Annotated in this window: 19 protein-coding genes; 9 read left to right on the top strand and 10 right to left on the bottom strand. The window is 67.2% G+C overall.

The features are described from left to right. Positions 1–245 precede the first annotated feature (245 nt). Positions 246–2,498 (top strand): excinuclease ABC subunit UvrB, encoded by a 2,253-nt coding sequence (gene uvrB, locus ACO06I_RS00095; RefSeq protein ID WP_421930594.1) that lies wholly within the window; start codon positions 246–248, stop codon positions 2,496–2,498. Here the strand turns inward: uvrB and ACO06I_RS00090 are convergent, their stop codons facing one another. Continuing rightward, positions 2,499–4,955 carry an SIR2 family protein gene (locus tag ACO06I_RS00090; protein ID WP_421930593.1) on the bottom strand — a complete coding sequence of 819 codons (2,457 nt, stop codon included), beginning with the start codon at positions 4,953–4,955 and terminating at the stop codon, positions 2,499–2,501. A 283-nt stretch (positions 4,956–5,238) separates the two neighbouring features. On the opposite strand from ACO06I_RS00090, the gene ACO06I_RS00085 reads away from it, so the two are divergent. Together ACO06I_RS00085 and ACO06I_RS00080 are read left to right on the top strand one after the other, a co-directional pair. Beyond that, a complete protein-coding gene (locus tag ACO06I_RS00085; RefSeq protein ID WP_421930592.1) occupies positions 5,239–5,754 on the top strand; it encodes a hypothetical protein in 516 nt (171 codons plus the stop codon). 54 nt (positions 5,755–5,808) lie between these two features. Next, positions 5,809–5,997, top strand: a complete 189-nt coding sequence (locus ACO06I_RS00080; protein ID WP_421930591.1) for a type II toxin-antitoxin system VapB family antitoxin — start codon at positions 5,809–5,811, stop codon at positions 5,995–5,997. A 9-nt stretch (positions 5,998–6,006) separates the two neighbouring features. On the opposite strand, the gene ACO06I_RS00075 is transcribed toward ACO06I_RS00080, so the two are convergent. From ACO06I_RS00075 to ACO06I_RS00065, 3 genes are all read right to left on the bottom strand, one after another. Next, positions 6,007–6,888, bottom strand: a complete 882-nt coding sequence (locus ACO06I_RS00075) for an alpha/beta hydrolase family protein (RefSeq protein ID WP_421930590.1) — start codon at positions 6,886–6,888, stop codon at positions 6,007–6,009. A gap of 189 nt (positions 6,889–7,077) precedes the next feature. Continuing rightward, positions 7,078–7,452: a hypothetical protein gene (locus tag ACO06I_RS00070; protein WP_421930589.1), complete on the bottom strand. Its 375-nt coding sequence runs from the start codon at positions 7,450–7,452 to the stop codon at positions 7,078–7,080. 229 nt (positions 7,453–7,681) lie between these two features. Next, positions 7,682–9,088 (bottom strand): aldehyde dehydrogenase family protein, encoded by a 1,407-nt coding sequence (locus tag ACO06I_RS00065; RefSeq protein ID WP_421930588.1) that lies wholly within the window; start codon positions 9,086–9,088, stop codon positions 7,682–7,684. Positions 9,089–9,325: 237 nt separating this feature from the next. On the opposite strand from ACO06I_RS00065, the gene ACO06I_RS00060 reads away from it, so the two are divergent. The 3 genes from ACO06I_RS00060 to ACO06I_RS00050 all read left to right on the top strand — a co-directional run bounded on the left by ACO06I_RS00060 (position 9,326) and on the right by ACO06I_RS00050 (position 10,225). Continuing rightward, the gene (locus tag ACO06I_RS00060; RefSeq protein WP_421930587.1) at positions 9,326–9,595 is read left to right on the top strand and encodes a hypothetical protein; all 270 of its coding nucleotides are present in this window, start codon (positions 9,326–9,328) and stop codon (positions 9,593–9,595) included. 55 nt (positions 9,596–9,650) lie between these two features. Further along, a complete protein-coding gene (locus tag ACO06I_RS00055) occupies positions 9,651–9,995 on the top strand; it encodes a hypothetical protein (RefSeq protein ID WP_421930586.1) in 345 nt (114 codons plus the stop codon). A gap of 86 nt (positions 9,996–10,081) precedes the next feature. Further along, positions 10,082–10,225, top strand: coding sequence for a hypothetical protein (locus tag ACO06I_RS00050; protein WP_421930585.1), 144 nt, complete (start codon positions 10,082–10,084; stop codon positions 10,223–10,225). Here ACO06I_RS00050 and ACO06I_RS00045 read toward each other — a convergent pair. Continuing rightward, complete coding sequence (locus tag ACO06I_RS00045) at positions 10,222–12,633, bottom strand: ATP-binding protein (RefSeq protein ID WP_421930584.1); 2,412 nt, start codon at positions 12,631–12,633, stop codon at positions 10,222–10,224. The two genes, ACO06I_RS00050 and ACO06I_RS00045, sit on opposite strands and share 4 nt — an antisense overlap. Positions 12,634–12,847: 214 nt before the next feature. Next, entirely contained in the window at positions 12,848–13,114 is a 267-nt protein-coding gene (locus ACO06I_RS00040; RefSeq protein WP_421930583.1) for a GNAT family N-acetyltransferase, read from the bottom strand. Positions 13,115–13,188: 74 nt separating this feature from the next. On the opposite strand from ACO06I_RS00040, the gene ACO06I_RS00035 reads away from it, so the two are divergent. Beyond that, positions 13,189–13,752, top strand: a complete 564-nt coding sequence (locus ACO06I_RS00035) for a DUF3617 domain-containing protein (protein ID WP_421930582.1) — start codon at positions 13,189–13,191, stop codon at positions 13,750–13,752. 9 nt (positions 13,753–13,761) lie between these two features. On the opposite strand, the gene ACO06I_RS00030 is transcribed toward ACO06I_RS00035, so the two are convergent. Then, positions 13,762–14,952 carry an acetyl-CoA C-acyltransferase gene (locus ACO06I_RS00030; RefSeq protein WP_421930581.1) on the bottom strand — a complete coding sequence of 397 codons (1,191 nt, stop codon included), beginning with the start codon at positions 14,950–14,952 and terminating at the stop codon, positions 13,762–13,764. 42 nt (positions 14,953–14,994) lie between these two features. Continuing rightward, complete coding sequence (gene mnmA, locus ACO06I_RS00025) at positions 14,995–16,161, bottom strand: tRNA 2-thiouridine(34) synthase MnmA (protein ID WP_421930580.1); 1,167 nt, start codon at positions 16,159–16,161, stop codon at positions 14,995–14,997. A gap of 212 nt (positions 16,162–16,373) precedes the next feature. On the opposite strand from mnmA, the gene ACO06I_RS00020 reads away from it, so the two are divergent. Next, positions 16,374–16,559, top strand: a complete 186-nt coding sequence (locus ACO06I_RS00020) for a hypothetical protein (protein WP_421930579.1) — start codon at positions 16,374–16,376, stop codon at positions 16,557–16,559. Positions 16,560–16,575: 16 nt separating this feature from the next. On the opposite strand, the gene ACO06I_RS00015 is transcribed toward ACO06I_RS00020, so the two are convergent. Together ACO06I_RS00015 and flgK are read right to left on the bottom strand one after the other, a co-directional pair. After that, on the bottom strand, positions 16,576–17,505 hold the full coding sequence (locus ACO06I_RS00015; RefSeq protein WP_421930578.1) for a flagellin: 930 nt from the start codon (positions 17,503–17,505) through the stop codon (positions 16,576–16,578). A gap of 16 nt (positions 17,506–17,521) precedes the next feature. Then, a complete protein-coding gene (gene flgK, locus ACO06I_RS00010; RefSeq protein ID WP_421930577.1) occupies positions 17,522–19,603 on the bottom strand; it encodes a flagellar hook-associated protein FlgK in 2,082 nt (693 codons plus the stop codon). Between the two features lie 409 nt (positions 19,604–20,012). Between flgK and ACO06I_RS00005 the strand changes: the two genes are divergently transcribed. Beyond that, positions 20,013–20,406: hypothetical protein (locus tag ACO06I_RS00005; RefSeq protein WP_421930576.1), on the top strand; the 394-nt coding region annotated here is incomplete at its 3' end.

The following is a 20,406-nucleotide window of genomic DNA, read 5'->3' as shown; positions in this document are numbered from 1 at the left end:
CGAAGCTGACTGAGGGGGACTTTGACCCTTGGAGGTCGACGACGTCGATCCCCCTCCGTCAGGTGGCTAAGCCACCTGCCACCTCCCCCACATCGCGCTGGCGCGCTGGGGGAGGATCTGTCGCGCGAGTTCCCGGCTCTCCGCTTCGCTGCGGCCGGGATGACGGCGGGGGGAATCCGCTGCTGACACCTCCTGTCATCAGGGCGCCCTAGCCTTCCGGGGTCATGCACCCTAAATTCGACCTCATGCCCCGTCCCCCGAAGTCCGCCCCGGCCGAAGCGCCCGGCGTCGCCGACATGTCGGCGGTGTTCGACTATGACGAGTCCGCCGGCCCCGTCGTCTGGGTCCCGCACCGTCCCGACCGGCCGCAGAAGTCCGAGGGCGGCCGCCGCTTCAAGCTGGTCTCGGAGTACGAACCCGCCGGCGACCAGCCCACCGCCATCGCCGACCTGGTGGCCGGCCTGGAGGGCAAGGAGCACGACCAGGTGCTGCTGGGCGTCACCGGCTCGGGCAAGACCTTCACCATGGCCAAGGTCATCGAGCAGACCCAGCGCCCGGCCCTGATCCTGGCGCCCAACAAGACCCTGGCCGCCCAGCTCTATTCGGAGATGAAGAGCTTCTTCCCCGAGAACGCGGTGGAGTTCTTCGTCTCCTATTACGACTACTACCAGCCCGAGGCCTATGTGCCGCGTACCGACACCTATATCGAGAAGGACAGCTCGATTAACGAGCAGATCGACCGGATGCGCCACTCGGCCACCCGGGCGATCCTGGAGCGCGACGACGTCATCGTCGTCGCCTCGGTCTCCTGCATCTACGGCATCGGCTCGGTGGAGACCTATTCCACCATGACCATCCAGCTGGAGGTCGGCCAGCGGGTGGACGAGAAGCAGCTGATCGCCGACCTGGTGGCCCTGCAGTTCAAGCGCAATGACGCCAGCTTCGAGCGCGGCGCCTTCCGCCGGCGCGGCGACACCATCGAGATCTTCCCCGCCCACTACGAGGACCGCGCCTGGCGCGTCAGCCTGTTCGGCGACGAGATCGAGGCCATCGTCGAGTTCGACCCGCTGACCGGCCGCAAGACGGCCGATCTGCCCAGCATCAAGCTCTACGCCAACAGCCACCACGTGACCCCGCGCCCGACGCTCCACCAGGCGATGATCTCCATCAAGGCCGAGCTGAAGGAGCGCCTCGACTGGATGATCGCCAACGGCAAGCTGCTGGAGGCCCAGCGGCTGGAGCAGCGCACCACCTTCGACCTGGAGATGATCGGCGCCACCGGCTCCTGCGCCGGGATCGAGAACTACAGCCGCTATCTCTCGGGCCGCCGGCCGGGTGAGCCGCCGCCCACCTTCTTCGAATACATCCCCGACAACGCCCTGCTGTTCGTGGACGAGAGCCACCAGGCGGTGCCCCAGATCGGCGGCATGTACCGGGGCGACTACCGCCGCAAGTTCACCCTGGCCGAATACGGCTTCCGCCTGCCCTCCTGCCTGGACAACCGCCCCCTCAAGTTCGAGGAGTGGAACGCCATGCGGCCCGACACCATCTGCGTCTCGGCCACGCCTGCGGCCTGGGAGCTGGAGCAGTCGGGCGGGGTGTTCGCCGAGCAGGTGATCCGCCCCACCGGCCTGATCGACCCGCCGGTGGAGATCCGCCCGGTGTCCAAGGACAACCACAGCCAGGTGGACGACGTCATCGCCGAGGTGCGCGAGACCACGGCCAAGGGCTACCGCTCCCTGATCACCGTGCTCACCAAGAAGATGGCCGAGGACCTGACCGAGTACATGCACGAGCAGGGCCTGCGGGTCCGCTACATGCACTCCGACATCGACACCATGGAGCGGATCGAGATCATCCGCGACCTGCGCCTGGGCGCCTTCGACGCCCTGATCGGCATCAACCTGTTGCGGGAGGGTCTGGACATCCCCGAGTGCGGCCTCGTCGCCATCCTCGACGCCGACAAGGAGGGCTTCCTGCGCTCCGAAACCTCGCTGATCCAGACCATCGGCCGGGCGGCGCGCAACGTGGACGGCAAGTGCATCCTCTATGCCGACCGCATCACCGGCTCCATGGAACGGGCCATGGCCGAGACCTCACGCCGCCGGGAGAAGCAGGCCGCCTACAACCTCGAGCACGGCATCACGCCCGAGAGCATCAAGTCCTCCATCAAGGACATCCTGGCCTCCCCCTACGAGAAGGACCGGGTCACCGTGCCCGTCGGCGTGGCCGAGGACTCCAAGCCCTTCATGGGCGACAATTTCAAGACCACCCTGCGCGACCTGGAATCCAGGATGCGCCAGGCCGCCGCCGACCTGGAATTCGAGACCGCCGCGCGCCTGCGCGACGAGATCAAGCGCCTGAAGCTGATGGACCTGGAATTCGCCAACGACGCGCTCACGGCGCCGGGGGAGACGGTGGACCGCACCGCGGTGAAGAAGGTGCGCGCCGAGGCGCGGGCCGAGGCGGCGGAGCGGTTCCGGAAGGGGAAGCGGTAATTATGACGCGCCTCTGGGTCGCCGTGACCGAGATCCCGCCGCTGGCCGGTTTCGACCGCCAGGAGTCTTCACGACGAACTCCGTCCATTCCCCGAGGGTTACAAATCTAAAGACTCTCTCTTTTGCCTTCTGCAGGGCAGTAGATGAAATGCGACGCTCAATTTGTTGTAGTCTATCAAAATAGTTTGCCGCGACCTTCCGCGCTTCTTCAGACTTTCCGAACTTAACCAGCACCCCAATATGACCATTCGCTAGCGTAACAATGGGATAATGGTCAACGTCGACCATGTTTCTCGCATCTTGCTCAATCAAAACCTTAACAGCATCTTCGACCATCTCAGCGGTTACCCGATCATAGAATTCGCGCCTGCGCGCCTCACGCAGCTGTAGATCAGCATACGCGTGAACGGCGAACGGGTTATCGGGGTAAGCCTGAATGGACCGACGCAACATCTGAAGCGCTTCGTCATTTCTGTCTAATTTAGACAGATATAGCCCATACTGCAGCCAATAGTGGCCATCCAATTGAAAGTCGACTTCGAATTCTTCGTAGACTGACAATCCAAGCGCCGGCCTCCCTGAAATTCTCGCTCGCCTCAAGACAAAATCGTGATTGATGATAAATCTAAATAAGTGACCGTCTTTACGATTCACATTCTTGATAATTGGAACTTTATACTTCGCATATCCGCGAAGCATCGCAATTACCATTTCTCTTATTGCCGAGAAATCGACTAGTTCATCAAACACATATCTTACATACAACTCGTGCCTTGCAACCAACCGCGAGCTCGAATCAACGCTCACGATGCCATCCAGGGCGGTTAGGGCGGCCCTAAAGCTCCGACGGCACCCGAGCTTCTCGTACACTTCTCTCGCCGTCTCAACATTCACCCCGACTCTCGCCAAAGTCCCCAAACCAACGATCAAGAATAGCGTCTTGGTATCTTGGTCTGGAAGATTGGCGAATTCATCAGCAATAATATCGTTAAATCGCTTTGATTCAGTCGCCTCTCTAAGCGCAATGAGCAGCTGGCTATTTGACTTATTCAACTCCTGTATCTGGGATTGACGGGTCATTTTTACAAACTTCGGCGCAGGGACATACTGTAGAAGTTTCTCGATAAGCGGCTCGTAATCCGCCCGCCCGAACTTCTGATATATGAATGAGACGGAAGCATCCCCCAGATGCCTCTGCATGCGCTCGCGCCATTCACCGAGCCGAGAAGTAGTAACTACTGTTATCTTTCCGGCTTTCAGAGCCTGCAAGTCCTCGGCGAATGTGTCCCCCAAAAGGAAAAGATCCGGCGCAAATAGTATGACACGCTGCTCATGGAGCTTGTCCAACAGAGAGAATGTGGATCGAACAAATCTCACATCTCCTCGGAGTTCATACATCACAACATCACGATGCTCTTTAATGTATTTCAATAACACCTGAAGAGTCGCAGTAGATTTCCCGCTGCCAGCTTGACCCAGTACGGTAAAAAGTCGGTCATGAGAGGCCATCGACGCTTCGAGTGCTGCGTATAAGTCTGTCGTGGCCTCCAACCAGACCGGAACGTCGGAGCCCGCCATCGACCAATCGGCCGTCGTTCCCCTCAGAAATTGGCGCGCGCGGAGCCCCTTTCCGGAAGCCGACAACGCAGCAACCTCTGCCGCAATAGCTTCAACGCGAATGGGCTTTAGTGACCAAGCACTTTGGCGCTCATCAAGAGTGAGCCGCTCCAAGTCCTCGGGCTTGATTTTGATGTCGTGATTGGCAAGCACATCGCTTGGAGAGAGTCCGCTTGGGATTTTGGAAATGAGCCAAGCGACAAATTCATCAAGGGTAGCCTTGATATGTATTACGCCTTGGTTTTTCAGTTTTGACCTTTGAATTTCAGTAAGGTCGTCGGGTATTACAAGGTATGCTCGACCAAGCTCATCGCCCGCATCACGCATCGCGCGATCTAATTCCGCCCGAAGTATTGGCTCGTTGAGGCTCGCGCCTATGAATATGGGATTATGCGCTAGGTAATCTTGCGCGGCCCTACTGTACCATCTGTGCGTTCCGCTGGATAACGCGTGAGCGTAGTCGCTCTCAGACATAATCAAGCCGCGCTCTGGGTGAACTATTTGCCCATGCAGATACACAACATGTAGATACTCTTTTCCCTCGTACTCAGCAACTCTATCTTCTATTCCGTTATAATACCGACGTTTCTGTGGGGATTTTTCACTTATGTTTGAAATGGCACCATCAATGTTCCACGTATAAACTCGCTTCCAGGTGTATCTGAACAGGTTTGCCAGCGAACTAGACGGCTTTACCCCCTTGAATTCTCTTTCATATATTTTTGTTATCTGAGTTTTGGTCAGGTATTCGCTAACGGCCCCCAGAACATCGGTCAGGGACTCGTTTGTGTAATTCTGGGCAGCTTCCCGCGCGATCTCTTTGGCGAGACCGCCGGACATTAGCATAGGGGCCCCGGCTCGATTGAGAGAACCATGTGACGCGCCGGCTCCCAAAACTAACGTCGCTTCCCCTCTGCTCACCAATTGAAGCAGGAATCGTTCGTCTTGTTCTGAAAGCATTTTTCCACCCCAACCGGAAATTGAGGGCGCTAATAGCTCTCCGTCAAGATGTTTAATCTTGCACTGACACTGCCTAGACGCGCCCCTACAACCCCGCCAACCGGTTGATCACCAGCGCCTGAAGCGTCAGCCGCTTGTCCGACCAGCCGTGGTCGGTGGCCACGTGGAAGTCCTGCACCCTGGTCCCGCCGGCGGCGTGGATCGCGGCGATCAGGCGGTCGGTGTCGGGGGCGAGGCCGTCGTCGCGATGCCGCCATTTTCAGGCTTCAGCTTGCATTCAGGTTCGATGGCGCCACCTGACGGGCGCAGCGGGAGCATCACCATGTGGATTGAAGGCGAAGGTCCTCCAAAGCCCTTGTTCATGGCTGTCAGCGCGTTGAATGAAGGCCTGACGGTCGGCCGGCAGGAGCGGGCTGTCGGTGGCGACCGGAAAGCCGCCGTCAAGGTCCTGACCTTCCCCGCCGATCTGCTGCTCAGCTTTCCAGGAAGCGGCTTCGCCAAGCGCGCCCTCGAGGCGGGTGTCGGCAAACTGGTGGACGCCACGCCGAAGGGCGTCCTGGAATTCGTCCTGATCCTAATCGTCTGCTCCAGCCCCATCTGGATCGTGGAACTCGTGAAGCACGGAGTCGCGACCTCGGTCTTCGGGACCGCGATGAGCTTCGCCGAGACGGTGTTCTAGCAAGCAGGCCTCTCTGCGATTGAACTCGCGACGGATCGGCGGGAGGGTCCGACCATGCGCACCACACTCAACCTCGACGATGATCTGCTGGAGCAGGCCCGCGACCTCACCGGCGTGCGGGAAACGTCGGTGCTGATCCGCGTGGCGCTGAAGGCGCTGATCGAGCGGGAGAGCTCGCGTCGGCTCGCGCGGCTGGGGGGCAGCCAGCCGCATCTCGCGCCGATCGCGAGGCGGCGACTGTAAGGCTCGCCCCTACAACCCCGCCAACCAGTTGATCACCAGCGCCTGAAGCGTCAGCCGCTTGTCCGACCAGCCGTGGTCCGTGGCCACGTGGACATCCTGTACCTTGGTCCCACCGGCGGCGTGGATCGCGGCGATCAGGCGCTCGGCGTCGGGGGCCAAGCCGTCGTCGCTGTGGAGGACCAGGAGGCGGGTGGTCTTCAGGCCGGGGCCGAGCGCGTCCAGCCGCCAGGCCTCGCCGCCGGCGATCAGCTCCTCGGCCATGCTCTGGCCCGTGGCGCCGGCCAGGGTCTCGCGGTTGGCGTCCATGGCCGCGGCCAGGGCGGCGGGCGCCGCCTTGCCCGACACGCCGCGCTGCCCCATGTCGGCCGCCGAGATCAGGATGGCGCCCAGCAGGGCCGGGTCCCTGGCGGCGGTTTCTGCCGTCACCCAGCCGCCCATGCTGTGGCCGGCGATGGCGATGCGCCTGGGGTCGACCCCCAGCTTGGCGGCGTTGGCCGGGTCGCGCAGATAGGCCAGGACGAACTTCGTATCGATCAGGGTCTGGCCGAAGCTGAAGGGCCCCGGGCTGCCCCAGGAGCCGCGATAGTTGAAGGTCACCGCGTTCCAGCCGGCGCGGCGCACCGCCTGGGCCAGGTCCAGGTGCTTCTCGTTGCCCGGCAGGCCGTGGAGGATCACCAGGGTCGGGTGCGGCCCCGGCCCCTGGGCCACATAGACCACCCCATTGATCGCCACCCCGCCCACGGGGACGTGGATCACCTCCATGCGGGCCCGGGCCCTGGCGTCCGGGGCGGGCTCGGAGACGACGGCGGGGGGGAGCTTGGTCGAGACCGTCTGGGCGGCGGCGGGGACGGCGGCCAGCGCCAGGACGGCGGCGAGCAGGATCGGGCGCATGGGGCGGGGTCCTTGGGCGGGGATGGGAGGGTGGCGCGCATCCCCCTGAGTGTCATCCCGGTTTCCGCGCAGCGGAAGACCGGGACCCGGAAGCACCGATTTCTCCGGCACGCCCCGCGCGTCTGGGTCCCGGACAAGCGCTACGCGCTTTCCGGGATGACACCGTTGTTGGTGATGATGTCGGGCGTTCTACCGCCGCGTGACCTTCCAGCCGCTCCCGGCCCGCTCCGTGGTCCAGGCGACGCCGTCCCAGTCGGTGAAGTTGAGGATGGTGTCGGGGTGGCCGGCGCCGCCGCCCTTGGGGCTGTGGAAGAAGCGGCCGCCGATCCACTTGGCCGACCAGCAGGACCCGTCCCAGGTGCGGTAGTCCATGTGGTCGTCGGGATGGCCCGCGCCGGTCTCCGGCCGATGGTAGAAGTTGTCGCCGCTCCAGCTCACGCTCCAGCGGGAGCCGTCGCAGGTGGTGTAGGGGATGGCCTCGACCGTCTGGCCCGACTGCGGCTGGGCGTGGGCCGGGGCGGCGAGCGCCAGGAGGGCGATGGCCGCGAGGATTTGTGCGCGCATGGTTGGTCTCCCAGGCTGGAGCTCAACCCTAGCGGTTGTGGAGGCGGGAGCAAGGGCGGCCCTCCCTCCCCTGCTAACCCTTAGGTGTCATCCCGGTTTCCGCGGCACGCGGAAGACCGGGACCCATAGACACCGATCCATCCGGCACGCCCCGCGCGTCTGGGTCCCGGGCAAGCCGCTGCGCGGCTTTCCGGGATGACACTCTAGGGGTGCGGCGTCGGGTGGCGGATCAGGCCTTCGCCATGTTGATCACGTGCATCTGGGTGAACTCGGCCAGGCCCTCTTCCCCGAGCTCGGTGCCCACCCCCGACAGCTTGGCGCCGCCGAAGGGGATGTTGGGGGCGAGGTCGGCGTGCTTGTTGATCCAGACGGTGCCGGTGTCCATGCGGCCGGCCAGGTCCATGGCCTTGTCCAGGTCCTTGCTCCAGATGGAGCCGCCGAGGCCGTAGTCCGAGGCGTTGGCGCGGGCGAGCGCGTCCTCGCCGTCGCGGATCTTGATCACCGGCAGGACCGGGCCGAACTGTTCCTCGTCCACCAGGCGCGTGCCATCGCTGATGTCGCGCACGATGGTGGGGCGGATGAAGTAGCCCTTGCCCTCCGGCCGCCCGCCGCCGGCGATGACTTTGCCCTGGGTCCTGGCCTCGGCGATGATGCCCAGCACCTTCTCGAACTGGGTCTTGTTCTGCAGCGGGCCCATGGTGGTCCCCTGCTCCAGGCCGTCCCCCACCACGGCGGCGTCGGCCAGCTTGGCCAGCTCGTCGCACATGGCGTCGTAGATGCTCTCGTGGACATAGGCCCGCTTGATGGCGATGCAGACCTGGCCGGAGTTCTGGAAGGCGCCGGCGAAGATCTTGCCCGCCGTCTCCTTGGGGTCGTTGCCCTCCAGGACGATGGCCGCGTCATTGCCCCCCAGCTCCAGGGTGACGCGCTTCAGCGCCTCGGCGGCCCCGGCCATCACCTTCTTGCCGGTCTCGGTGGAGCCGGTGAAGGAGACCTTGCGGATGTCGGGGTGGGCGGTGATGGCCCCGCCCAGGTCGTTGGCGTCGGCGATGACGTTGAGCACGCCGGGCGGCAGGATGTCCTTCACCAGCTCGGCGATGCGCAGGGTCGAGAGCGGCGTGGTGGCCGCGGGCTTGAGGATCACCGTGTTGCCGGCCAGCAGGGCGGCCGGGACCTTGAAGGCCATCAGGATCAGCGGGAAGTTCCAAGGCACGATGGCCGCAACCACCCCCAGCGGGCGGCGCCGCGAGACCACGCGGCGGGCGTCGCTGTCCTCGATCACCTTCTCGGGCAGGTCCAGGCTGGCGAAGTAGCGGAAGAAGGCCGAGGCGCCGAACACCTCGCCCATGGCGTCGGCCAGCGGCTTGCCCTGTTCCTGGGTCAGCAGGCGGGCGAGGTTCTGCAGATCCCCCTGGATGGCGTCGGCCATGGCGACCAGGGCCTTGCGCCGTTCGGCGATGGGGGTGTCGCGCCAGGCGGGGAAGGCGCGCTTGGCGGCGGCCACGGCCTGGTCCAGCTGGGCCTTGGAGGCCCGGGCGCAGACCGCCAGCTCGGTCTCGGTGGCCGGATTGATCACCGACATGGTGGAGTCGCCGTCCACCAGCTGGCCGTCGATGAGGAGCTTGAACGGGCCCATGGAAACCTCCCAGATTGTGATTGGGCCGAAAGATGCGCCGGTGACGCTAGGCCAATCAAGGGGCCGGCGGGCCTGTTGCGCGAAAGCCTCACCTGCCCAGTCTGGGCGCCACCGCCCTGGAACCGCGGCCCAGGTCGGTGCGTAGACTCCGCCATTGGGGGAGCGCCGGTTGTGGCGGTCCGAGGATGGATCGATGCGACGGCGCTCCTCACCGCCTCTTTGCTGGGGATAGCAAACATGTCGCCGTCGCTTTCCGTCGTTTCCGAGCTTCCGCGTTCCGAGGCCCTCTCCCACCGGGTCCGCCGCCTGCAGGTGGAGGCCCGCGGCCTGGCCCGTGAGCACATCGCCGCCCTGGTGGCCGCCCTGCACGAGGTCGAGGTGCTGGCCGGCGAGATCGCCGACGGCGGCGAGGCCTATCCCGCAGGGGTGCGGGAGATCTCCCGGCGCCTGGCCGAGGAGCTAGAGACCAAGGTCGCCACCATCGAGGCCATCACCTCGCGCAACTGATCTGGCGCCGCTTCTGCACATCGCTCCCCGAACGTCCCGGTTTGGAGCGAAAACCATGGTCAGTCGTGTCGCGCGTACCCGTCCCCGCCTTGTGGAAGCCGAGGCCATGAACGTCGTGGCCCTGCAGGCGCCAGCGCCGGCGCCGGTCAAGAAGGTCCCCGAGCCCAAGCCCGAGACCCTGGCCGAGCAGATCCGCCGGCTGCAGTCGGAGGCCAAGGCCCTGGCCCGCGGCCACGTGGACGCCCTGAAGGACGCCCTGCTGGAGGTCGAGCGCCTGGCCGCCGAGATCGGCGAGGGCGGCGACGTCTATCCCAACGGCGTGCGCGAACTGGCCCGCCGCTTCGCCAGCGAGACCGACACCAAGGTCCAGGCCCTGATGGCGATCGTCGCGCGCTCCTGAGCGCATCCAATTTCCAGGTCCTGCGTTAGGCGTCTTGCTGTTCGTAGGGCCGCCCTCCCCGGCGGCCGAGCTGGGGTTTTGAACCGATGTCCGACACCTATTCGCGCGTGCTGATCGCCGCCTTCGCCGCCGCCGTCATGACCGTGGTCGCCATGGCCGGCACCATGGTCGCCGCCTCCCAGCCCGTGGCCTTCGGCCAGGGCCTCAGTCAGTCCTCCCAGGGGCGTTAGACCCGCTCCAGGGTCCGTTCCAGGGCCGCGAACAGCAGGGCCGCCTCCAGGGGCTTGGGGACGAAGTCGTCCATTCCCGCGCCGTAGTATTCCGCCACCTGGTGGGCCATGGCGTTGGCCGTCAGCGCCACGATCGGGGTGCGCGGCCGGCCCAGCCTGGTCTCCTCCTCGCGGATCGCCCGCGCCGCGGTGGGGCCGTCCATCACCGGCATCTGCACGTCCATCAGGATCACGTCCCAGGCGCCCGCGCGCCAGGCCTCCAGGGCCTGGGCCCCGTCGGCCACCATCACCGGCTCTATGCCCGCCTGGTGCAGCAGGGTCTGGAGCACCAACTGGTTGATGATGTTGTCCTCGGCCGCCAGCACCCGCAGGGGCGGCAGCTCCTCCTGGGCGGGCGGGGCCTCGGCCGCGGCGTGGGCCTGGATCGATCCCGTCGGGGCGGGCGCCATGGGCAGGCGGGCGATGAAGGTGGTCCCCTCCCCCTCCACGCTGACCGCCCCGATCGCCCCGCCCATCAGGTCGCAGAGCTCCCGGCAGATGGCCAGGCCCAGCCCTGTGCCGCCGTAGCGCCGGGTGGTGGAGGCGTCGGCCTGCTCGAACTTGCGGAACAGCCGGTCGAGCTGGTCGGGGGTCATGCCGACCCCGGTGTCGGAGACCTCGACGCAGAGGTCGCCGCCGTCCCGGGACAGCCGCACCCGGACCTCTCCCGACGGGGTGAACTTGAGCGCGTTGGAGACCAGGTTGTAGATCACCTGGCGCAGGCGGGTGGAGTCGCCGAGATAGGCGCCGCGCGCCTGCGGCTCCACCACCAGGTTGAAGGACAGACCCTTCTTGTTGGCGATGGCGGTGAAGGCCGCGTGCGCGCCGAGCGCCAGCTCCTCCAGATCGAAGGGCGCCACCTCCAGCTCCAGCTTGCCGGCCTCGATCTTGGACAGGTCCAGCACGTCGTTGAGGATGGCCAGCAGGGTCTCCCCGGACTGGCGCACCACGTCCAGCCGGTCGCGCTGCACCGGCGACAGCTCGTCGCGCGCCATGGCCTGGGCCATCCCCAGCACCCCGTTCAGGGGCGTGCGGATCTCGTGGCTCATGGTGGCCAGGAAGGTGGACTTGGCGCGGTTGGCGGCCTCGGCCTCCTCCTTGGCCTGAACCAGGGCGGCCTCGGCCTGCTTGCGGGCGGTGATGTTCTGCAGGGCGCCCAGCAGCCGCAGGGGCTGCCCGGCCTCGTCACGCACCAGCTTCACGGTGCAGGCGACCCAGACCTCCTTCCCATCCTCGCGGGCGACACGGTATTCGGGGAAGTAGGGCTCGTCCCGCTCCACCGCCCGCGCCCAGGGCTCGGCGATCAGGGCCCGGTCCTCGGGATGGATGGTCTGGCTGGTGTCGGCGGCCAGATCCTCGAAGGTCAGGGCGCGGCCGAAGATCTCGGTCATGCCCTCGCCCTGCACCAGGGTGCGGTTCTGGTAGTCCAGCTCCCAGACGTGCAGCTCGGCGATCTGGGCGGCCACCTGCAGGCGCTGCTCGGAGCGCTCGGCGGTCTCCACCGCGCGGACCAGGTCGGTCACCTCGAGGGCGGCGCAGACCACGCCGCCGATCTCGCCGGCCTCGTCCCGCCAGGGGGTCATCTCCACCTGCGCCCAGGTCACCCGACCGTCGGGACGGGCGATGCGGACCTGGGGCGCGCGCATGGTCTCGCCGGCGACGCAGCGTTCATGGGCGCCCCGCAGGCGTTGGAAGAGGGCTTGGTCGAACTCGCCGATGGCCCGGCCCAGGATGTCGGGCGCCTCCAGGCCGCTCTCCTGCAGGAAGCGGCGGCTGACCTGGATGAGCCGCATGTCCCGGTCGGTCATCATGATGGCGGCCGGCGCGGCCTCCACCATCGCCCGGAGGTGGGCCTGGCTCTGCCGCAGGGCGGCCTTGCCCTGCAACAGCATCTGCTGGGCGCGGGCCTGCTCGCAGGCGTCGGCGACGACGCCGGCCAGGTTGTCGAGATTGGCGGCCAGGGCCGGGTCCTGGGGCCGGGGCTCGGTCCCGACGACGGCCAGGACACCGATCACCTCGCCATCGGACAGCCGCACGGGGGCGCCGACGCAGAAGCGGTAGTGGGGCGGACCGCTCACCAGGGGATAGGTCGCCATCTCAGGATCCAACAAGGCGTCCTCGACCCAGACCGTCTTCCCGGTGGCCCGGACGCGGTCCCCCAGCGGGTCGGCGGCGGGGTTTCGTCCCTCGCGGTCGTGGCTGCGCCAGACGCCGCCGTCGCGGGCGATCACCAGGCTGACCCCGACCTTGCCGAACAGGGCGTTGGCCAGCTCCCGGGCGCGGGTGAATACGGGCTCGTCGCCGGTCATGCCGAACGGCGGTCCGACCGGATTCGACGGGCTGAAGGCGGGGCTGGGGAACTCGGACATGGACGAAACCTGGGTAGGACCTGTCGCCTAGCCTAGGTCGTACGGTCGACATGGGGGGCGCGGAGCCCCTCTTGCGGCGATTCGCCTCAACGTCCGGGTTGCGTCTCCCAGGCCGTGAAACCAGGCGTGGCCGAATGCACGCGGCGGTGGTCGGGCGGGGAAACAGGCGCGGAATCCGGGTGGAAAATCGGCCCCCAGCCCTCCGCGCGACGCCCTAGCCCACCAGGTCGCCGAACTCCTTGCTGCGGCGCAGCCAGGCGGCGGCGTAGCCGCAGATCGGCGTGATCTTCAGGCCCTTGGCCCGGACATCGGCGCTGAGCGCGGCCATCAGGCGGCCGGCGGCGCCGGTCCCCCGCAGGGCCGGCGGACTCTCCACGTGGTCGAGATAGAGGCGATCCCCGCTCAGACGATAGTCGGCCCAGGAGGTCTGGCCCTGTTCGTCCATCTCGTAGCGGTCGCCGGTGTCGCGTAGGTCGGTCATGGCGCGATCATAACCCCCTCGCCCGCGAGATCGATCCCCGTTAGCGTTCGCGAATGCGTGAGCGGGAGAGAGCGATGCGTTGGACTGTCGGGTTGGCCGCGGTGGCCGTGCTGGGACTGAGCGCCTGCAGCAAGCCGGCCGAGAAGACGGATGAGCAGGCCGCCGCGCCGGCCTTCCAGCCGTCCCAGACCCCGCCCAAGCGCAAGCCGGGACTCTGGGAGCAGCGGGTCTCCACGGGCGACTTCGTGCAGGTCACCCGCATCTGCCTGGACGAGACCACCGACCAGAAAATCAGCTTCTGGGGCGCCCAGGCGACCCGGGACATGTGCGAGAAGAACCTCTTCTCGGCCCGGGTGGGCGGCGGCTACCAGTTCAGCTCGGTCTGCGACATGGGCTCGGGCGGCAAGACCACCACCAGCGGCACGGCCACCGGCGACTTCAATTCCAAGTACCTGGTCCAGGCCGAGAGCTCGACCGTCGGCGCCGCCGCGCCGCAGATGAACGGCCTGCGCAAGCTGACCATCGAGGCGGCCTGGCAGGGCGCCTGTCCCGAGGGCTTCAAGCCCGGCGACATGGCCCTCCCCGGCGGCATGAAGATCAACATGCTGGACATGGCGGCGCCGCCGAAGGCGCCGTAGCCCGCCCCCTTAGACCAGCTCCACCGCCACGGCCGTGGCCTCGCCGCCGCCGATGCAGAGGCTGGCGACCCCGCGCTTGCCGCCGCGGGCTTCCAGGGCCGAGAGCAGGGTGGCCAGGATGCGGGCGCCGCTGGCCCCGATGGGGTGGCCCAGCGCGCAGGCGCCGCCGTTGACGTTCAGCTTGGCGCGATCGAGGCCCAGCTCCTGCTCGGCGATCATGGCGACGACGGCGAAGGCCTCGTTGACCTCCCAGAGGTCGACATCGGCCACCGACCAGCCGGCCTTCTTCAGCACCTTGCGCATGGCGGGCACGGGCGCGGTGGTGAACAGGCCCGGCTCATGGGCGTGGGCGGCGTGACCCGCCACCCGGGCGACGATCTTCAGCCCCAGCCGCCGCGCCACCGACTCCCGGGTCATCACCAGGGCCGCGGCCCCGTCGCTGATGGAGCTGGAATTGGCCGCGGTGATGGCGCCGTCCTTGGCGAAGGCGGGCTTCAGGGTGGGGATCTTGCCCGGGTCGGCCTTCATCGGCTGCTCGTCGGCCTCGATCAGCACCGCGCCCTTGCGGCTGACCACCTCCACCGGGACGATCTCGCGGGCGAAGGCGCCGGTCTCGGTGGCGCGTTTGGCCCGCGCCAGGCTCTCGATGGCGTAGTCATCCATGGCCTGGCGGGTGAACTGGTAGGTCTTGGCCGACTCCTCGGCGAAGGACCCCATCAGGCGGCCGGGTTCGTAGGCGTCCTCCAGCCCGTCCAGGTACATGGAGTCCGACACCACGTCGTGGCCGATGCGGGCGCCGCCGCGGTGCTTGGCCAGCAGGTAAGGCGCGTTGGACATGCTCTCCATGCCGCCGGCGATGATGATGTCCGCCGACCCGGCTGCGAGCGCATCGTGGGCCAGCATCGCGGCCTGCATGCCCGAGCCGCACATCTTGTTGACCGTCGTGGCCTCCACCGACAGCGGCAGGCCGCCGCCCAGGCCCGCCTGGCGCGCCGGCGCCTGGCCCAGGCCCGCGGGCAGGACGCAGCCCATGATGATCTGCTCCACGGCCTGGGGATCGACCCCGGCCCGCTCCACCGCCGCGCGGACGGCGGCGGCGCCCAGGGCGGTGGCCTTGACGGGGGAGAGGTCGCCCTGGAAGCCGCCCATGGGCGTGCGGGCGTAGGCGGCGATGACGACGGGATCGGAGGCTTGGGTCATGGGAGGCATATAACCCTCCCTCCGCTTCATGGGGAGAGGCGCTTAGACCCCGAAGGTCTTGTCGATGAAGCCGCCGCCCAGAACGCGGTCGGGAAGCTCGGGGTCATAGAGCACGCAGGCCTGGCCCGGCGAGACGCCGTGCTCGGGCGCGTCGAACACCACGCTGACCGCCCCGTCCCTCAGGGACAGATGGGCCGGCAGGGGCTCGGCGGTGGAGCGCACCCGCGCGAGCACCGGCAGTCCCGCCTGGCAGGCGGCCTCGATGGTGGCCTGGTCGCCCAGCCAATTGGTTTCCTTGAGCACGCAGCCCGCGGTCAGCAGGGCCTCGCGCGGCCCGACGATCACCCGGCGGGCGTCGGCGTCGATCTTCACCACGAACAGGGGATCGCCCACCGCGACGTTGAGGCCGCGGCGCTGGCCGATGGTGTAACGGGTGACCCCCTCGTGGCGGCCCAGGACCCGGCCGTCCAGGTGCACGATATCCCCCGGCTCCGCGCCGTGCGGGCGCAGGCGGTCGATCACCGTGGTGTAGCGGCCCTCGGGGACGAAGCAGATGTCCTGGCTGTCGGGCTTCTCGGCGATGGCCAGGCCCAACTCGGCGGCGGCGCGGCGCACCTCGCTCTTGGGCAGGGCGCCGAGCGGGAAGCGCAGATAGTCCAGCTGCTCGGCGGTGGTGGCGAACAGGAAATAACTCTGATCGCGCGCGGGGTCCGCGGCGCGGCGCAGCTGCGCCCCGGCCGGTCCCAGCTCGCGGCGGACATAGTGGCCGGTGGCCATGGCCGCGGCGCCCAGGTCACGGGCGGTGTCCAGCAGGTCGCGGAACTTCACCGTCTGATTGCAGCGGATGCAGGGGACCGGCGTCTCCCCGCGCAGGTAGGCGTCGGCGAACTCCTCGATCACCTGCTCCTTGAAGCGGCTCTCATAGTCGAGGACGTAGTGCGGGATGCCGATGGCCTCGGCGGCCGAGCGGGCGTCGTGGATGTCCTGGCCGGCGCAGCAGGCGCCCTTCTTCTGGATCGCCGCCCCGTGGTCGTAGAGCTGTAGGGTCACCCCCACCACGTCATAACCCGCGCGGGCCAGCAGGGCGGCGGTGACGGTGGAGTCCACGCCGCCGGACATGGCGGCCACCACCCGGGCGCCCACCGGCAGGCCGACGGCGGCGCGAGCGGCTTCCACGGCATGGTCGGCGAAAAGGGCGGGCGCGTTCATGGGCCCTATGTAGCGGGTCGCACAGGGTTTTGCGAGATCGCGACCTGCTCGCAAGTGTCGGCAAGGCCAACCCAAGTCATCGCGAAAGGGTGATATCGCGCCAGAGGCGAGTGGTGTAGGATAGGTTAATTACGCGAAGTAACCGCCGGGTTGCGGCGATCGGCGGAGACTTCGGTTAGAACCAGCCCCGCCTCGCATATGGGGGAGTCCCCATGAAGCAGTATCGCTTGTACGTCCTGAATCCCGAGGAACGCGTCGCGGCGACCCGCGAAGCGCCCTTCCCGGACGACATCACGGCCTTGAAGGAGGCCACCGAGATGCGCGCCGACCAGTACGCCGTCGAGGTGTGGATGGGCGAACGGCTGGTGGGCCGGGTGGGCGGAGAGTTCTCCCTCTAGAGCCCGCGGGACGGCCCTACTTCAGCACGTTCAGCAGCGACGAATTCTGCAGTGACAGGAAGACCTGCGCGGCCGCCTGCACAGCGACGCCCGCCTGTTGAAGCGCCGTGGCCGCCTCCGCCGGATCGGCGTCGGTGATGTCGCCGATCATGCCGGCCAGACTGTTCTGACGGTTGTTCAGGTCGTTCTTCACCGAGGTCACCCGGGTCTGGACCATGCCGTTCTTGGCGGTGTTGTTGATCAGGTCCTTGCCGACGGAATCCCAGTTGGCCAGGACACCCTCCAGATAGATGCGCTGGTTGTCGGTCAGGTTGCCCTGGAAGGGGCCGTCGGGGCCCTCCTCGAAGGCCTGGAAGTCCTTGAACGCGGTCAGCAGGTTGGTCCCCAGCTTGTCGGCCAGCAGGCCGGTGCTGACGGTGGTGGAGTCGTCGACCTTGGCCTCGGTGACGAACTGGTCGTTGTGGAAGAAGTCGGAGATCACCGTGGCCGGGACGGTCAGGTCGCTGAGCGAGGTGGCCGACACCGGCAGGGTGTCGATCTGGCCGCCGGCGAAGACGTACTTGCCGCCATAGCGGGCGTTCAGGCCGTCGACGGCGTTGCGGAAGAAGCCCTGCACGTCCTGGATCAGGGTGTCGGCCCGGCCGCTGGCCAGGGCCTGGGCGATGGTCTCGCGGGTGCCGGCGGCGGAGTTCGAGACCTGGTTGAGGGCGAAGTCCTGGGTCGTCAGCTTGTCGGTGATCAGCTTGTTCTGCTCGAGATATCCCGAGATGCGCGCGTCGATGGACTTCATCGCCGTCAGCATCTCGGCGCTGCGCGAGAAGGCCTTGAGGTCCGATCCCTTCTTCTGGGTGGCCACCCGGTTGCCCGCCTCCATCTGCCGCTGCTGGGCGGACTGGATGTTGGCGAGGACGGCGCTGTAATTGCCTGTGGTCGAGACGCGATTCATATGATTTCGCCTGGGCTCAGATCATGTTGGTCAGGACGTCGAACAGTTCCTTGGCCGCCTGGATCATGCGGGCCGAGGCGTTGAACGCCTGTTGATAGGTGGTGAGGCGCACGAGTTCCTCGTCGAGATTGACCCCTTCCACCGACTGGCGGCGGGCGGTGGCCTCGGTGGCCACGGAATCAGCCGACTGCTTGCGGGTGTCGGCGGCCTGGGCGCGGCGGCCGATCGAGCCGCCGAACTCCGCGGCGTAGCGCGAGACGGTCATGTTCACCGCCCCAAGCTCGCCCGCAGCGCTGAAGGCGGTGGTGACGTCGCCGGCGGCGGCCAGGCTCAGGGCGCCACGGCCGTCCCCGGGGCGCAGGGAGGAGGCCGGCGGGGCGATCGTCAGGTCGAGCTTGCCCAGCGCCAGCTTCATCGGATTGGCGTTCAGGCCCGCATCCACACTGAAGCGTCCGGCGCGCGGCGAACGTTCGCCGGTCCCCAGGCCGAAGAGCTGGCTGATGGAGACCCCGCCGATGCCGTGCTGGGTCTGGTCCTTGGTGACCGAGACCTGGATGTCCAGGGTGCTGTTGCTGTCGAAGGACATCTTGCCGTTCGCGTCCAGGCTGAAGGCGCCGTAGAGCCCGACCCCCGAGGCGCTGGAGTTCATGGCGTTCAGCAGGTCCTGCATGGTGCCGGCCGGCGGCACGGTGATGCTGATGTCGCGGATCGGGCGGCCGTCGGCCTGGGCCAGGCTGAGCGTGATGACGTCGCCCGGGTTGAAGCCGTGCTGATCGGTGACCTTCAGGCCGGTGTCGTAGTTGGTGACCCCGGTCGAGCGGATCATGTCGTTGAGGCCGAAGAAGTGGGAGAAGGCCCGGCCGGCCTTCATCGAGGTCCCCTCGTCGATGGCGATCCCCAGGCCCGCCCCCGCCGTCAGGCTGAGCTTGCCGTTGACGAAGTCGGCGGTGGCCGCGCCCCCGAAGGCGGCGTTGAGGTCGGCCTTGAAGTCCCCGCTGAACGGACTGCCGTTCATGGTCTGGGCGTCGAAATCGATGGCCACCGTGCTCTGGACGACGCCATTGGTGTCGACGATGGCGATGGTGCTCTGGCCGGTGAAGCCGGCGACGGCGGTAGGCAGGTCCAGGCCGGTGTCGCGGCCGGTCATGACGTTGGGCGCCGGCACCGAGGAGTTGGCGTTGTGAGCGGCGTTGATCTGCTCGGTCATCCGGCTGACGAACTCGCCGAGCTGGTCGGCCAGGCCCGGCAGGGTGTCGTCGCGCAGGTCCATCAGGCCGCGCAGGTCGCCGCTGGAGATGGTGATCGGCTGCACCTGGCCGACCCCGCCCGTGGGCTCAATGGCGATATAGGAGGTGGTGGTGTCGGTGCGGTTGTAGCTGAGCTTGGCGGCGGCGTCCCCGGCCAGCATGAAGCCCTCCGCGGAGCGGATGGTGACCCCGCCCTGGTTCCGCTGCTGGATCTGCACGTTCATCAGGGTGGAGAGCTCGTCGATGAGCTGGCTCTGGATATTGGCCGAGCCGGAGGCGTCGGCGTTGGCCAGGTTGGCGCGGCTGATGTCGGAGTTCAGGCGGTTGATCTGCTCCAGCAGGTCGTTGGCGCGGTCGATGTCGGCCTTCGCCTGGGCGTCCACCGTCTTGCCCAGCTCATTGATGTGGGTGGTGATGCGGCTGGCCTCGCTCAGGAAGTCGCCGACATTGCCGATGGCCTGGCTGCGCAGCAGGCTGGAGGATGGGTCATCGGCGGCCGCGGAAAAGGCCGAATAGATGCTGTCCATGCGCGAGAAGAAGAAGTTGTTGCTCGACGGGTCGCCGAACAGGCTCTGGGCGTTGTCCAGATAGTCCGACACCGTGCCCCAGCGCGCGGCGTCCGAGGTGGCCGACAGGGTCGCGAGCTGCAGATACTGGTCAGTGATCCGTTTGACGCCGGAAATCTCGACGCCCATCCCCATGCCGCCGACCACCAGGGGCTTCTGGTCGATGGTCTTGCGGACGTAGCCGGGCGTGTTGACGTTGGCGATGTTGTCCGAGGTCGTGCGCAGCCCACCCTGAGCGGCCTGCAGGCCGGAGGCGGCGGTCTTGAGGGCGACAGTCAGGGACATCTTAAGGCTCCGCCCGGCAAAGGCTGACGCACGACCCGGCCAAATCTGCCGGTAGTCTGGTGAACGCTCGCGCGTAGGGCCGGAATTTCATCAGCATTTTCAATGTGGTCCCTTTGGGGTCCCGATCAGCTCGGATTCAGGGGCGCAAGACCGGCGCCAGTTTGCGGCGACGGTGATCGGCGGCGTCGGTCGGGGGGCGGCAGGGACGACCTATCGACCCCCGGCGGCCCGGCAAAAAGCGCCGCCGGGCCGCCGGGGAAGCCGGCGTCGACCGCACCCTTTATCTCGCTATTTCAATATCTTGACGGCCATTCCCCGGAGTGGCGCGGAGGTTGCTGGGAAGGATGCGAACGAACGCGGCGCAGCAGGCGCCTCCCTCAAGAACGTCCTACCGGACAGCCGGGACTCCATGACCGCGTCGCCCATCAACGCTCCGTCCGCCCTCAACGCCGTCGCCGCCCCCGGCGCCGCGCAGGGCCTGTTCGGCGCGAGCCAGGCCGCCGCGGCCCAGGGGCCTCTGGCGGGCTTCGACGCCCTGCTCGCCGCCTTCTTCGGCGGCCAGGGCCAGGCCGAACCGGGCGTGGCCGCCACCCTGGGCGCGGCCAAGACCCAGGACGGGACCAAGATCGCTGTCGTCGGCGGCGCCGACGCCGACGCCAAGGAGAAGGACGCCGCTGACGGGGCCGAAGCCCTCGACACGCCGGCGCTCTCCACCGACGCCCAGGTCCTGGCCGCCCTGCTGGCCCAGCCCATTCCCCTCACCCCCGCGCCGGCCGCCGGCGAAGCGGCCCCGGTTGAGGCCG

Source organism: Phenylobacterium sp. (assembly GCF_965229015.1).
Lineage (GTDB): Bacteria > Pseudomonadota > Alphaproteobacteria > Caulobacterales > Caulobacteraceae > Phenylobacterium.
Note: the sequence above shows the minus strand (reverse complement) of the source record. Positions and strands in the feature narration are given on the sequence as shown.